Source organism: Pseudomonas sp. 39004 (genome assembly GCF_028682155.1).
Classification (GTDB): domain Bacteria; phylum Pseudomonadota; class Gammaproteobacteria; order Pseudomonadales; family Pseudomonadaceae; genus Aquipseudomonas; species Aquipseudomonas capeferrum.
This window is the reverse complement of the sequence record NZ_JANIAG010000055.1, coordinates 16,680-31,375: the sequence shown is the minus strand read 5'-3', so window position 1 is coordinate 31,375 and position 14,696 is coordinate 16,680. Positions and strand designations below refer to the sequence as shown.

11 protein-coding genes and 1 pseudogene are annotated in these 14,696 nt (G+C 59.0%); 1 reads left to right on the top strand and 11 read right to left on the bottom strand.

The annotated features are described in order from the left end of the window. Positions 1 to 257: 257 nt before the first annotated feature. The 9 genes and pseudogenes from NP534_RS12180 to NP534_RS12140 all read right to left on the bottom strand — a co-directional run bounded on the left by NP534_RS12180 (position 258) and on the right by NP534_RS12140 (position 11,065). Positions 258 to 501, bottom strand: a pseudogene (locus NP534_RS12180) (hypothetical protein). Between the two features lie 319 nt (positions 502 to 820). Further along, a complete protein-coding gene (locus NP534_RS12175) occupies positions 821 to 2,881 on the bottom strand; it encodes a TonB-dependent siderophore receptor (protein WP_274098865.1) in 2,061 nt (686 codons plus the stop codon). Between the two features lie 250 nt (positions 2,882 to 3,131). Next, positions 3,132 to 4,358 (bottom strand): MFS transporter, encoded by a 1,227-nt coding sequence (locus NP534_RS12170; protein ID WP_033700140.1) that lies wholly within the window; start codon positions 4,356 to 4,358, stop codon positions 3,132 to 3,134. A 171-nt stretch (positions 4,359 to 4,529) separates the two neighbouring features. Then, a complete protein-coding gene (locus NP534_RS12165) occupies positions 4,530 to 4,958 on the bottom strand; it encodes a DUF1850 domain-containing protein (RefSeq protein ID WP_274098864.1) in 429 nt (142 codons plus the stop codon). Continuing rightward, complete coding sequence (locus NP534_RS12160) at positions 4,955 to 6,982, bottom strand: TRAP transporter permease (protein ID WP_274098863.1); 2,028 nt, start codon at positions 6,980 to 6,982, stop codon at positions 4,955 to 4,957. Before NP534_RS12160 ends, NP534_RS12165 begins: the two co-directional genes overlap by 4 nt. Before the next feature lie 75 nt (positions 6,983 to 7,057). After that, on the bottom strand, positions 7,058 to 8,008 hold the full coding sequence (locus NP534_RS12155; RefSeq protein ID WP_274098862.1) for a TAXI family TRAP transporter solute-binding subunit: 951 nt from the start codon (positions 8,006 to 8,008) through the stop codon (positions 7,058 to 7,060). An 85-nt stretch (positions 8,009 to 8,093) separates the two neighbouring features. Beyond that, positions 8,094 to 9,377 carry a C4-dicarboxylate TRAP transporter large permease protein DctM gene (gene dctM / locus NP534_RS12150; protein ID WP_274098861.1) on the bottom strand — a complete coding sequence of 428 codons (1,284 nt, stop codon included), beginning with the start codon at positions 9,375 to 9,377 and terminating at the stop codon, positions 8,094 to 8,096. After that, positions 9,374 to 10,006 (bottom strand): TRAP transporter small permease, encoded by a 633-nt coding sequence (locus NP534_RS12145; RefSeq protein WP_274098860.1) that lies wholly within the window; start codon positions 10,004 to 10,006, stop codon positions 9,374 to 9,376. The genes dctM and NP534_RS12145 overlap by 4 nt, the downstream gene beginning before the upstream one ends. Positions 10,007 to 10,069: 63 nt before the next feature. Continuing rightward, entirely contained in the window at positions 10,070 to 11,065 is a 996-nt protein-coding gene (locus tag NP534_RS12140; RefSeq protein ID WP_274098859.1) for a TRAP transporter substrate-binding protein, read from the bottom strand. A 247-nt stretch (positions 11,066 to 11,312) separates the two neighbouring features. On the opposite strand from NP534_RS12140, the gene nhaA reads away from it, so the two are divergent. After that, positions 11,313 to 12,668 carry a Na+/H+ antiporter NhaA gene (nhaA, locus tag NP534_RS12135; protein WP_274098858.1) on the top strand — a complete coding sequence of 452 codons (1,356 nt, stop codon included), beginning with the start codon at positions 11,313 to 11,315 and terminating at the stop codon, positions 12,666 to 12,668. 138 nt (positions 12,669 to 12,806) lie between these two features. On the opposite strand, the gene NP534_RS12130 is transcribed toward nhaA, so the two are convergent. Both NP534_RS12130 and NP534_RS12125 read right to left on the bottom strand, forming a co-directional pair. Further along, positions 12,807 to 13,316 (bottom strand): ProQ/FinO family protein, encoded by a 510-nt coding sequence (locus NP534_RS12130; protein ID WP_274098857.1) that lies wholly within the window; start codon positions 13,314 to 13,316, stop codon positions 12,807 to 12,809. Between the two features lie 333 nt (positions 13,317 to 13,649). Further along, positions 13,650 to 14,579, bottom strand: coding sequence for a LysR substrate-binding domain-containing protein (locus NP534_RS12125; protein ID WP_274098856.1), 930 nt, complete (start codon positions 14,577 to 14,579; stop codon positions 13,650 to 13,652). Positions 14,580 to 14,696: the final 117 nt, after the last annotated feature.

Below are 14,696 nucleotides of genomic sequence, written 5' to 3'. Positions count from 1 at the left end.
CCGCCCGCGCGGCGCATCGCGAGCAAGCTCGCTCCTACATCCGTTTCGGGCCAATTATTCCTGAGGCATTGGCGCGCGGCCCCTTGGCGTCCGCCTCAATAATGTGTCGCACAAACAAGGCGGTCGCGTGCGTTGGCACAGGCGTGACTGGCCCGAAACGAATGTAGGAGCGAGCTTGCTCGCGATGCGCCGCGCGGGCGGCGCTCGATCTGATAGGCGCTGAAAATGCCAAGCCAGGCAACACATTGCATAGGCCCTTAATGCCGAGTACGCGGCTCTGCTGGCATCTGCACCTGAATCAACGCCGACTCAAGCAGCACACGCAGCGCCTCCAGCTCATGCATGGTCGTCATCATAAGGATCGACACGGGTGATTTGGGCTGCAGCAGAATCGCCTGATGGGCACACGGTCTGTGCGCACAGCGCGTAGTCCGCAGCCTGGATGAGGGTGTCTTCGAGAGAGTGGTGGTTGTGGGGTGGATCGGGAACGATCTTGAGCATGACTACGTCCTTTTAGAGATGCGGTCACCTGCCTGCTGTCAAACAGAAGGGTGGCAGCTGTACGTGGGTTGACAGACCGGCGGACATAGCAAGTTCCGGCGCACGCAAGCGTGCCCGCACGTACAGCCGCCATAAGGACGAGCTGTGCCATGTACCGTCGCGGCCTGTCAAAGCCGATCGCTGTTTGCAGCGACAGGCCGAGACTAGAGCGCTGCCTGAGCGGCCGCAACGGAAAAAAGGCGGCAGGAGTATGTTTGGGAAAAGGCCTACAAGGAAGGGTTTAAATCTGATTATTCATCACTGAAAAGCAAACCCCCGATCAATAATTCCAGGTCACCGACGCCGTCACGTTGCGCGGCGCGCCATAGCTGGCAGTGGTGGCGTTGTCGTACAGCGACAGCAGGTATTTGCGGTCGGTGACGTTGTTCAGGTTCAGCGAAGTGCTCCAGTTGCTGTCGATGTCGTAGCTGGTCATCAGGTCAACCAACCCGTAAGCGTTCTGGTGGATGGCGCTGTTGCTGTCGTTTTCCACTGCGGTTTGCCAGCTTGCACGGGCACCCACTTTCATCTGCGGCAGGCCCGGCAGGCGGTAGGTGGCCATGGCGCGCACGCTGTGCGTCGGCACGTATTTGCGTGCCCGTTCGCCGTTGTCATCGTCGATGCGCACATAGGTGTAGCCGCCGAGCAGGTCCAGGCCAGGCACCACTTCGCCGGAGGCCTGCAACTCGACGCCGTGGCTCTTGAAGTCGCCCGGTGTGTAGACTTCCTGAACCCCGTCGAACCCTGCATCCACGGCCACATTGCGTTGCTCGGTCTTGAACACCGCAGCCGTCACGTGCAGGCGCTCGTCCATCACGCTGCCCTTGACGCCGAGCTCCATGCTTTTGCCTTCCAGCGGGTCGAGCAGGGTGCCATCGGTGCCAACCACGTTGTATTGCGGGTTGTAGATCTTGGTCCAGCTGCCGTAGACACTCCAGGCGTCATTCAGGTCGTAGACCAGGCCGGTGTAAGGCGTCACTTTGCCGTGGGCGCGGGTGGAGTGCTCGGTGCCGTAGCTTTCACCCTTGCCGTCGGCGCTGAGCATGCGCGCACCGACGATCCAGTGCAGGTCATCGGCCAAGCTGAAACGCGCCCCGGCAAATACGCTCTTCTGCGTGTCTTCGAAGTTTTGCGACAGGCCTTCGCTGGTGACGCCGAACGATGGCATGGGCGTAGTGCCCGCCAGAATGCCCGCGAACGAGGTATTGAAGGCGCTGCCGTCTTCCAGGTTTTCGTCGTACTCGTGACCTTTCTGATGGGTGCGCCCATACGCAGCGCCGAAGGTCAGCTGATGCTCGCGCCCGAACAGGCTGAACGGCCCCTGCACCTTGGCCTCGCCCAGCAGTTGGTGAGCTTCGCTGCTGGTGTGGTTGGCATACGCCAGGGCGTCGTCACCGCTGACCGAGCCGACGTACAGCATGTTGGTGTTCTGCTTTTCCTGCACACCGGTGGCGGTGAGCGTGGCGTTCCAGTCATTGCCAAAGTCATGCTTGAGTTCGACGAACGTGCGCTGGGTGTGCAGGTTCCAGTAGGTCCACGGTTGGCCGATGCTGTTACTGCGGCCGCTGTAGTGGATGGCATTGCCCGCGCTGTCGACCAGCGGCAGGTTGCCCCAGGTGCTGCCGTTGGAGTCGCTGTTGTGCTGGGAAAAACCCACCGTCACGGTGTCGGTGTCGGACACGTCGAATGCCAGCAGGCCTGCGGCAACGTTGCGCTCGTGGCTGTAACGGTCCATCCATGAGTTGCCCTTGTCATGGGAGTAGATGAAACGGCCACGCACATTGCCGGCATCAGTAAGTGGGCCGGCAACGTCGACGTCCACGCGACGGCTGTCCCAAGAGCCGACACTGGTGTCGATCTGTGCCTGGAAGGTGTCGGTCGGGCGTTTGCGCACGAAGTTGACCGTGGCGGACGGGTTGCCCGCGCCACTCATCAAACCATTGGCGCCGTGCAGCACGTCGATCTGCTCGTACTCGGCCAGGTCCTGGTCGCCTACCAGCACCGTGCTTACGAAGGGCATGCCCATGCCGTCGTATTCGAACGTATTGATGTCAAAGCCGCGCGAGGTGAACTCGGTACGGTCGCTTTCGGTTTGCTCCACGGTCACCGACGGCGCTGCACGCAGCGCGTCCTTGATACCGGTGATCTTGAAATCGTCCAGCTCCTGCCGGGTGATGGTCGTCACTGCTTGTGGCGTTTGCTTGTCGGTCAGGCCCAGTTTGGTGGTGCTGGTCGATGGCTTGCCTTCATAGCCCTGGCTTGGGCCGTCGCCGCTGTCCCGGGTGCTTTCGATCTGGGTGGCAGGCAGTGTGAGGTCGTCGGCCGCATGAACAATGGGCATGGCGCTGCACGCGCCGGCCAGCAGGAGACTGGCGGGGAGGTGGCGTTTCAAGGGGAAGTCCTGGGGCGTAGATGCTAACGGGAAGTGTTTCTAACTGTTAATGAGAAACTAACCCATTTGCCAAGCAGGTTCCGTTAACTTTTATTCATACACCTTCATGTGGCGAAATGGCCACAGCGGCAAGGTGGACGAACGCCGGAGCGGGTGAGTACCCGCTCGGGGATTGATGCCGGTTTTTTACTACGGCCTGTCAGCAGGGCTGAACGGCCAATCGGTTAGTGACGCTACGCCCCAGCACCAGCACGGTGACAAAGCCGCAGCCCACCAGCGCCGTGGCCAGGCTCAATAGCACCGAGCTGCCCAACTGGTCGACGATCTGCCCGCCAAAGAACGAGCCCAGCGCAATAATCACCTGGAACATCGCCACGAACAGGGGCATGCCGCGTTCGACATCCTTTGGCGCGACCACAAACATCCAGATACTGGCGCACGCCGGGAAGGCGCCGAAGGCGAAGCCCCACAGTGCGATCAACATTGCAGCGCCGGTCATGCCCGTGGCGAAGTGGGGGAACAGGGCGGTGCTGACGCCAATCATCACGGCCACCAGCATCAGGGTGTGGCGCACGCTGCGGTTGGCGGCGAAGCCGGCGAAGATGTTGCCGATTACCCCGGCCACGCCATACAGCAACAGCAGCGAGCCAATCGTCGGCCCATCGAAGCCGGCGTTCTGTTTGAAGAAGGGTGCCACATAGGTGTACGCGGCAAAGTGCGCCAGGCCAATCAGCAATACCGCAATCAACCCAACCCGCGCTTGTGGGTTGATGAACAGGGCCGGCAGGTCACTGATGCGGATGGCCTTGTCCGGGTTGAGCCGCGGTAGCAGCAGGACCTGCGCCAGCAGCACCGGCACGCCCACCAGCGCGGTAACCAGGAAGGTCATGCGCCAGCCCATCAGGCCACTCAGCCAGGTGCCCACGGGCACGCCCAGCACGGTGGCCAGGGTTACCCCGACCATGATGATAGAGGTGGCCTGGGCAACGCCCACGCCTTTGGGTGCCAGGCGGCCGCTGAGGGCAATGGCCGTGGCCCAGAAGCCGCCGATGCTCACGCCCAGCAGGACGCGGCCGAACAGCAGCAGGCTGAAGTCACTGGCGTAGGCCACCACCGCGTTGGCGATGATCATGATCAGCGTCAGGCCGATCAGCAGGTAACGGCGGTCCATGGCGCCAATGCCGACCGACAGCAAAGGGGCGGCGAGGGCGGCCATGATGCCGGGCAGGGTCACCATCAGGCCGGCCTGGCCTGCGCTGATGCCGAGGTCGCTGGCAACGTCGTTGAGCACGCCCACCGGCAGAAATTCACTGGTGACCAGGGCGAAGGCACCCACGGCGACCGAAAGAATCGCCAGCCACTGCTGTTTGACGCTTTGTTGGTTATGTTCGGGAAGGCCGCTAGGGGCCTGGCTGTCGCTTGGCATGATGCTGGGTTCCAAGGGGGATGTCGCCTGCAGCAGGCGAGGAGAGGGCGAAAATTGAAGGCGATTATACGAGTGGGTTGGCGCCACCACACAGGCGCGCGGCTCGATAGTAATCATCAGTACGATCGATAAGACGCCCAATGCAGAGCGTCTGCTACAGCGCGGCGGCTTTCAGTAGGTGGCTCGATAGGAATGGGTGTTCCGTACCGAATGTCCATCTGTCTCGCAACGCCACAGCTGTATGAAGGGCTGGGTGGTTGAGGGCGGTCCAACCCAATGGCTCATGGCGTGACACACCTGCTCAAGGCATAGCTGATAGTCGCCAGCTTCGGGGGTGCGTCCTAGTTTCAAAGGTTGCAGGGGCGGCAATGTGCGCTTGAAATGCCAACTGCCCAGCTCCAATCGAGCATCATCGGGTATCTCCATGCCTGCACCATTACCTCGAATCCTGGCGCCTTCCAACACCAGGCCTTCGCGGGTGAGGCGATAGTCTTCCTCCCAGCGTATCTTCTCGATGCTGTGATTCCATGCCAGGGTGAAATGGGACACCGGCAGTTGCGCCCAGACCCCGCCATCCAGCCCCAGGCACAAGCCGATCATGCGTTCGCCGTCCCTGCGTGCCTGGACCTCCAGACATGCTGCAGCAATACCAGAATCCCAAGCGCGAAACCGATCTCGTCGGTCAGCGGCAGCGCCACGATCAACAAGGCCCCCGCACCCAAACTCAACAAGCGCTCCCAGATGGCCATTTTCTGTTGCAGGTAACCGGTGGACGCTACTCCCCAGAGGCCGACTGCCAGAAGGGTCTTGATCAACATGTAGGCCGTCATCCACAGATTATCGCCCTGCAGCATCAGCGCCGGGTTATAGACCGCCATGAATGGGATGACGAAACCTGCCAGGGCAATGCGTACCGCCCACAGGCTGATCTTGAATCCGCTTTCTTTGGCGATGGGGGCTGCGGCGAAACAGGCGAGGGCGACCGGTGGGGTCAGATCGGCGAGGATCCCGAAATAGAACACGAACATGTGCGACACAATTAGCGGCACGCCCAGTTCCAGCAGCGCAGGGGCTGCGATCGAGCTGGTGATGATGTAGTTGGGGATGGTTGGGATACCCATGCCTAGCACCAAGCAGGTGATCATCGTCAATATCAGTGACAGCAGCAGGTTCTCCCGGCCGATCGCCAATATGTAACCGGCAAAGGTTGAAGCAACGCCTGTGAGCGAGACGATGCCGATGATCACCCCCACCAGTGCGCAGGCGATCCCCACCGGAACCGCATGCCGTGCACCTTCGACCAACGCGTGCAGGCAAATGGTCAGGGTTTCCCGGCCGCCCTTGATAAACCAGCAAAACACCATCAGCACGGCAACGACCGCAAAAATCACACCGATACCGAGTTGAAAAAAGCCTGTGCAGAGAATACCCAGCGCAATCCAGAATGCACAGCGCAAGCCGAAGCTCTGCACCCTGAGAATGATCGCCGAGCCGAGGATGACAATGGCGGTCAAGGCTAACCCGACCATGCCGGAGAACAGCGGGGTACGCCCGGAAAACAGCAGGTAAACCAGCACTACTAGAGGAATCAGCAGGTACCAGCTTTCCTTTACCGCGCCGAAAGCGCTGGGGCATTGGTCTTTGGGCAAGCCTTTGAGGTTGGAACGCTTGGCCTCCAGATGGACCATCCAGAACACCGAGCCGAAATACAGCATGGCGGGTATCAACGCCGCTTTGGCAATTTCCACGAACGGCACATTGATGGTTTCGGCCATGATGAAGGCAACCGCGCCCATGACTGGCGGCATTATCTGGCTGCCCATGCTGGAGGTAGCTTCCACGCCGCCGGCAAATGCGGCCCGATAACCAAAGCGCTTCATCAGCGGGATGGTGAATTGCCCCGTGGTCACCACGTTGGCAATGCCTGAGCCAGTGATGGTCCCCATCAACGCGGATGAAGCGACGGCGACCTTGGCCGGTCCTCCCAGCTTGTGACCGAACAAGCCCATGGCGAAGTCGGTAAACAGCTTGATCATGCCTGCTTGCTCCAGGAAGGCGCCGAACAGGATGAACAAGAAGATATAGGTAGCCGAAACGTAGGTGGGTGTCCCATAGAGCCCTTCAGTGCCGAAGGACAGTTGATTGATGACCTGGTCGAAACCATAGCCTCGGTGGGCCAGTTCGCCGGGCAAGTATTCACCGAACAAGCCGTAGGCCAGGAACAATCCACAGATGATTGGCAGTGCAATGCCCATCACCCGTCGAGCGGCTTCGAAGATCAGCGCGATCAGCAGCACGCCGATCACCATGTCAGCTGGCGTCAGGTCGCCGGAGCGCTGGATCAGGTCTGCCTCGAACACCCATTGATACAGCGCGGTGACGATGCCAGCCAGGCTGAGCAGCCAGGCCAGCGGTTGCCAGGGGCGGGCCTGGCCATGGGCTGGATAGCTGAGGAATACCACCCAGAGCAGGAAACCGACGTGTACTGCACGCAGCACCTGGCTTGAGAGGGGGGAGAAGGCTGCGGTGACGATCTGGAAAATCGAAAACAGCAACGCTACATAAAACAAGGTTCTTGGCCAGTCCCGCGGGTTCGCGGAAATACCCTGATGCTCGTCACTCATTGATTGCCTGCCTCATGGCCACACGGGAAAAAATCGATGGCGCAGCGGCACTACCACCCACTGCGCCACGTGCAGCTACAGCGCGCCCTTTTCCTTGTAGTAGCGTTCGGCGCCTGGGTGCAGTGCAATGGGCAGATTCTTGGCTGCACTTTCCAGTTTGATGTCCTTGGCTGCCGAATGCGAGTTACCCAACCGTGTCAGGTTTTCGAACAGGAGTTTGGTCATCTCGTAGACGACTTCATCGGGCATGTCTGCGCGGGTCACCAGTATGTTGGTGATGGCAACCGTCGGTACCGCCTCGGTTTGTCCGTCATACGTATTGGCCGGAATCATTTCGCTCTGATAGGCCGGGTTACCAATCTTGGTGACCACCTCAGGCGGGATGGCAACGTAGTTGAGGGGCATGACCGAGGCCAGGTCGCGAATGGCGGCCATGCCCAACCCGGACGATTGCAGGGTGGCATCCAGTTGCCTGTTCTTGATCAATTCGACGGATTCGGCAAACGGCAGGTACTGCACTTTACCCATGTCCTGATACGTAAGCCCCGCAGCCTTGAAGATCGCGCGGGCATTCAGCTCTGTGCCTGACTTGGGTGCCCCGACCGAGATCGTCTTGCCTTTAAGATCGGCCAGCGTCTTGATCCCTGATTCCTTGCTGGCAACAATTTGGATGTAGTTGGGGTAGGCCCCGCCAAGGGCGCGCAATTTGGTCAGCGGTGTCTTGAAACCTGCGTCTTCCACGCCGTTTTTGGCATCGGCAACCGAATCGCCCAATGCCAGCGCTAGCTCGCCTCGGCCAGCCTGCAGCAGGTTCAGGTTTTCCACCGAGGCCTTGGTGGCTTGGACCGAGGTCTTGGCGCCGGCAATACCCTCGCTGTAGATCTGCGACAAGCCGACACCGATCGGGTAGTAAACCCCGCTGGTTCCACCGGTGAGAATATTGATGAACACTGGCGCGGCCTGAGCTGCGGTGCTGACTGCCAATGTGGCGGCGACCAGCAGGGCGAAGCGTGTCTTTACTCGCATGGGGATTTCTCCGTCTTGTTATGTCTTTTTGCAGAGTGATTGCACTGTAGTTGATCTGAGCGCCAAAGGAAGCGTGCAGGCTGCATCAGCTCATACCCAGCCAGGTCGGCAGGACCAATGAAATCCAAGGTACATAGGTAACCAGCATCAGGAACAGCAATAGAATCATCAACCAAGGCATCGCCGCTTTGATGGTCGCGGGTAAGGACATCCCGGTCACTGCCGAGGTGACGAACAGGTTCAGGCCCACCGGCGGTGTTATCAAGCCGATTTCAAGGTTGACGACCATGATGATGCCGAGGTGAATCGGGTCGATGCCCAGTTTCATGGCAATGGGGAAGAGTATCGGCGCCAAGATCAGGATAATCGCCGACGGCTCCATGAAGGCACCGGCAATCAGCAGCACGATGTTGACCACCAGCAGAAAGGTCACGGGCGTCAGGCCCGCGTCGATCACCCAGGCGGTTATCTGTTGTGGGAGCTGTTCGGTGGTCAGTACATGGGCGAACAGCATGGCGTTGGCGATGATGAACATCAGCATGATGCTTAGCTTGGCGGATTCCAGCAGGACTTTTGGCGTTTCACGAAACGTCAAATCCTTGTAGACGAACAAGGCAATGAAGGCCGAGTAAACCGCTGCTACAGCCGCCGCCTCGGTTGGGGTGAACATCCCGGAATAGATGCCGCCCAGGATGATGACCATCAGCAACAAGCCCCAGATCGCCTGGCGCGCCGTACCCAGCAACTCGCGCAATGTCGCGCGCGGCAGGGCGGGCAGGTTTTTCTTAACGGCGACGATATAGATCGCCACCATCAGCGCTGTTCCCAAAAGCAGGCCAGGCACCACACCGGCCATGAACAGCTTGCCGACGGAGGTCTCCGTGGCCGCGGCGTAGACCACCATCACGATCGAGGGCGGAATGAGGATGCCCAACGTACCGGCGTTGCAGATAATGCCTGCACCAAAGGCCTGCGGATAACCGGAGCGGACCATACCGGCAATGGCGATTGACCCCACGGCAGCCACGGTCGCCGGACTGGATCCGGAAAGGGCAGCGAATAACATGCAGGCCAGTACTGCGGCGATGGCCAGGCCGCCGCGAATGTGCCCGACACAAGCATTGGCGAAGTCGATCAAGCGGCGGGCAACACCACCGGTGGTCATGAAGGCACCGGCCAGCAGAAAGAACGGAATGGCCAGCAGCGTGTAATGTTCCGAGGTTTCGAACAGCTTGATCGCCAGCGAACGCACCGAGTCTGGGCTGAAGAAAATGATGGTCATGGAGCCGGCCAGGCCGAGGGAGATCGCGATGGGAACGCCGATGAACATCAGCACGAACAGGGCTACGAACAAGAACGCAATGGTCATGGCTTGTCATCCTCGTGCTCGGCGAGCTTCAGCGCGTCAGCGGCTTCGTCGGCCAGGCCCAGGCCGGTCTGGTAGTTGCGCAAGATGCGCACAAGGATTTCGGCGAAACGGATGAAAACCAAGGCAAACCCCAAGGGGACGATCAGCCCGATATGCCACTGCATGATGCCGAAGTGGCCAAGGTCCTCGGCGCCGATGCTGGCGATCATCAACGTCTGAATCCATTCGAAGCTGGCGACACTGAGCAATCCTGCATAGGCCAGGCAGCACAAGCAGGCCACGATACCGATGAACTTTTGCACCGGCCGGCGGGTGAGTTTGACGAGTGCATCCACTCCAATATGCCCGCCCGTGCGCACGCCATAGGCAAGCCCGAAAAAGATCAGCCAGCCAAACAGCGCCTTGGTCAGCGCGGTGCTCCAGGTCATCGCCTGAGCCATTTCCATGATTTCGTCGCCGATGACAAACAACGGGGTGCTTGCGCTCGGCCAGCGATCGGCAAGCCAATAGAACAGGCTGTAGAAATTGTTGAGGATCACGTAAATGAACGTGACCAATGTCATGGCGGCCAGCAGGAAGACGATAAAGCCTTCCTCGAAGTGTTCCCAGATTCGCCGAAGCGCTTTCATCGATGGTATCTCACGTCGAGTGGCGACTGGCAGACGCCGCCCCGGCAGCCTCTGCCTTTGCGATCATTGAGCGTTGTTGGCAGTTTCGGCTGCCTGGATCAGTTCGGGCCCGATATCGCCCTCGAACTTTTTCCAGACCGGTTTCATCGCGTCTCGCCATTGCTCACGTTGCGCTGGGGTCAGGACGATGATTTCAGTGGTTTTCGCCGCGAGGATGCGTTGCTTGTCACTGTCGTTGAGTTGCTCTGCTTCCTTGTTGACTTGAGCCGTGACTTCTACAACGATCTTGTCCAGCTCGCTGCGTACGTCCGCTGGTAACCCGTTCCAGAATCGGGTGTTGGTGATCAGCATGTAGTCGAGCACACCGTGGTTGGATTCAGTGATGTACTTCTGCACTTCATGCATTTTCTGGCTGTAGATATTCGAGTAGGGATTTTCCGCACCATTGACCACACCGGTCTGCAACCCTTGATAAACCTCGGCAAAACTCATTTTGCGCGGGTTGGCGCGAACAGCCTTGAACTGCTCTTCGAGTACGGCGGACGCCTGCACCCGGAACTTCAGACCACGGGCATCGGCGGGCACCCGCAATGGCTTGTTGGCCGACAGTTGCTTCATCCCGTTGTGCCAGTAGGCCAGGCCGGTAATATTCTTGCTTTCCATCGACTTCAGCAGCCCCTGGCCCTGGGGGCTCAATTGAAAGCGGTTGACGGCAGCGATGTCATTGAACAGGAAGGGCAGGTCGAAAAGTTGCAGGGACTTGGTGTACTGTTCGAACTTGGCCAGGGAAGGCGCAATCATCTGTACGTCACCTAGCAACAGGGCTTCCATCTCCTTGCCGTCGCCAAACAACGAGGAGTTCGGATAGACCTCGACCTTGACCTTGCCGGGCAAGCGATCCTCTACCAGTTTCTTGAACATCAGGGCGCCTTGCCCCTTGGGCGTCTGGTCCGCGACCACGTGCGAGAACTTGATGATGACCGGATCTGCCGCATGGGCAAGGCTCAGGGTGCCTAGCGCAAACGCGCAGGTGAAGACGATGGATAGAGATTTGAACATCAGGAGCATCCTCTCGTTTTTATTTTTCCCAGGGTTCTACGCCGCGCGCGCTTTGGCGTAACAGAACAACAGTCAGTCTAGGCAGAAAACCGCAAATTGCAGGGTAATGACCAACGCCTGAGGGGTATCCGGAGTTCGCAACGCCTAGGATGATTCTGTAAACTTCGCCTGGGTGCTAGCCGCATAGGGCGGTGAGGCAGGTTAAAAGTTACGCCGGTCGGGCCGCCGCGCGCGAGTGACCTTGCCTATGCGAACAGTAGAATTGCCCCGTGCTCAGCAACTGGCCCAGCGAGCGTTTGCCAACCTGGAGCGCTTCCTCCATATCGAAGCGGTCAGTGGCGTCGTGCTGCTGATTAGCGCCATAGCCGCGTTAATCTGGGCCAACTCCCCAGCCGCTGCCAGCTACGAAGCCTTGTGGCACACCGCGGTGTCATTCGGCATTGGCTCGCACGTCGTCTCGCAGTCCCTGCATTTTTGGATCAACGATGGTTTGATGACCATTTTCTTCCTGGTTGTAGGCATGGAAATCCGCCGCGAGATCCATGAAGGGGCGTTGTCCAGCCTGCGCCAGGCGACCTTGCCGATGGCTGCAGCATTGGGTGGCGTTGCAGTCCCTGCGCTGCTCTACCTGGCATTCAACCATCAAGCACCGCAACACAACGGCTGGGCAGTGCCCACCGCCACTGACATTGCGTTTGCGGTGGGCGTGTTGGCACTGCTGGGCAAGTCGATACCATCGAACATCCGTGTGTTCCTGTTGGCCCTTGCGATCATCGACGACATCATAGCTGTCTTGATCATCGCGTTCTTTTACTCGGGCGGGTTGGATTACTCAGGTTTCGCAGTGGCTGGAGTAGGGCTGGCAATGGTCATCGGCCTGCAAAAAATAGGGGTCGGGTCAGCCTATGCCTATATTCTTCCAGGCGCGGTGACCTGGGGCGGGATACTGATGACGGGGGCTCACCCGACGCTGGCCGGTGTGATTCTCGGCATGATGACCCCCGTCGCCGCTATGCCAATGCGCGAGCGCCCACTGGATGCGATCGGACGCTTTACCGGGGAGCTGATTGGCAGCGCAAAGGCACCAGAGCAGGGCATCAACGAATTAATCGATCCACTCAAACGACTGCGTTTGGCTCAGCGCGAGCTTTTGCCGCCGGTAGTGCGGATACAAAATGCGCTGCACCCTTGGGTGGCGTACGCGATCATGCCGCTGTTTGCGCTGGCCAATGCGGGGGTCAACCTGCAGGGCATCGACTTGTCCAGCGATACGCCACATTGGGTGATGCTGGGTATCGGTATTGCATTAGTGGCGGGTAAACCACTCGGGGTGTTGAGCGTGAGCTGGCTGATGGTCCGTCTGGGGTGGTGCACATTGCCAGCGGGTGTCACTTGGACCGGCGTCACCCTGATCGGCTTGCTGGCCGGCATCGGCTTCACCATGTCGATCTTCATCGCCACATTGGCGTTTGCCGATGCCAGTCTGCTCGGCGCAGCAAAGGTAGGCGTGCTTTGCGGATCGGTAATTTCCGCCGTGCTGGGTATCGCCTGGGGAATCCTGAGCGTACGCCGAAATCATTCAGCCTGCGCGAAGACGCTCTGACGTTGCACGCGCCCACAGATCTGCTGTGACGCTGGACCTGCAGTGCAACAGGAGATGACAGATCGCTGTCATCTCCTCATGTATGTTCACCTGCTGTGCGTCATCGCCTTGAAAAGCACAGCAGGTGCGTGATTGAACTCAGTCCGGAGTCTGCTCCGCTGTGGCATCGGCGGCAGGGGCCGGGGCACTTGTTTTTGACTTCACACGATCCCGTCGGCCCTGGCTGCGTTGTCGCGAAGCTTGTTGCTTCGCGTGCAGCGCCTGTGCGGCGGTCACAATGCCGGATGCTTGCCCATTCAAGTCCAAGCGCGGTGCATTCTCCACCATGCTTGCCCAGTATCGAGCTCCCCGACACCAGGTCGAGATACCCAGTTTAAGCTGCTCGCGGGTTAACCCGAGCAGCTCCAGGTGTTGCTCGGCATCCTTGAAAATACCCTCCTTGAGCGGCACCTTCGGGGCCGGGTTGACAGGAAAGGCCAGTGGAAAATGCTTCTGTAATGGCCAGATCGCCGCCACCGCAGGATCCTGGGCACGAGGCTTCGCCTGCGGGGAAGGCTTGCGCTTGGGGTGTTTCGCGCTATCGGCCTTGACCTGTTGTTTTTCCGACCTTAGGCGGTCACGTAGCTCAGCTAGTTGTTCAAAACCCATCGTTCAGTTCACTGCTTCGAAGTTGATTGCGTGGCACAAGGATATTCCATATAGCGCTTGGGAGCAGCTCAAACAGGATGAATCGCCGCACTTTCTGTGAACCCGCCCTTACTGCTTCGGCGATTTCTCACCTGTCAGGGACGTTGTACCGTTGGCGGTCCAGCTCACGCTCAAGCGCTTCCCCCTGTGCCGCGCAAACAGTTCTTGCGGCGGTTTTACGTTCAGCTTCGGGTAGACATGCCGGCGGCGCACCGGTCGTACCTCGTTGGCGAAAGGCAGCAACCGGCCAGAAGCAGTCATTCAATGCGCTACAACAACAGGCGCGATTCAGTGTCAACGCGCCCAGGCAGCAAGACTATTAGCCTGCTCATTTGCCTTGCTCTTGAAAAACTCCCTGAGGTGTTCAATGAAAAAGGACACTTTCGCAGATAAATTTAGACGCTCCAAGTAAACGGCATAGATGTCCGCCGGAGGCGTTTCATAGTCCGCTAACACCTCTTCAAGCCTGCCGGATCGTAAATGATCAGCTAGGTTCCACTCTGCACGCATCAGTATCCCATGCCCCTCCAAGGCCCAATTCAAAGCGACCTCACCGTCATTGGTACTCAAGCCACCATGAACCTTTATGGACTCAATTTGCCTACCCCGACTCAATCGCCAAGTGCCAAATGCCGCATCGTTTTGCCGCAACACTATGCAGTTATGCCTCATGAGATCACGTGGAGACTCCGGTCTGCCGAAGGTGTCGAGATAGCCCGGTGTGGCACAGAGACGTCGGCGGTTGGTGGCAATCTTTCGAGCAATCAGTCTGGAGTCCGGTAGCTCACCGAACCGAATAGCCACATCGATCGCGTCATCAGGAAGGTGGATTGGACGGTCGCTCACGTGCAGCTGGACTTGCACCTCAGGGTAACGCTTAGCGAAGGATGAGATGGCCGGCCCCACATGGGTACGCCCAAAACCAAGAGGCGCATTCACACGCAGCAAACCCTTCGGTTCAGCGCGGCTGCTTGATACCTGGCGCTCCATCTCCTCAATCTCCTCGAGTATCCGCTTGGCATTAACCAGATAGGTCTCACCTTCTGCCGTGAGGCTGATGCGGCGTGTCGTCCGATTAAGCAAGCGCACCCCAAGGCGCTTTTCCAATTGCGCAAGACGCTTCGTCACTGCAGGCGGAGTGAGGTTCAGCTCGCGAGCGGTGGCCGCCAGGCTGCCCGCCCCGACCAGTTGACTGAAGAAAGCAAGCTCAGACACTGGGTTCATAGTTAACTCCAGGTAAACAATGAGTTTAATTTCATTGTATTACAGCATTCTGAAAAAACCATTACCTTAGGCCTGCGGTGATTAACCACAAAGAATCTGGGCTATTAGCTGCGAGCC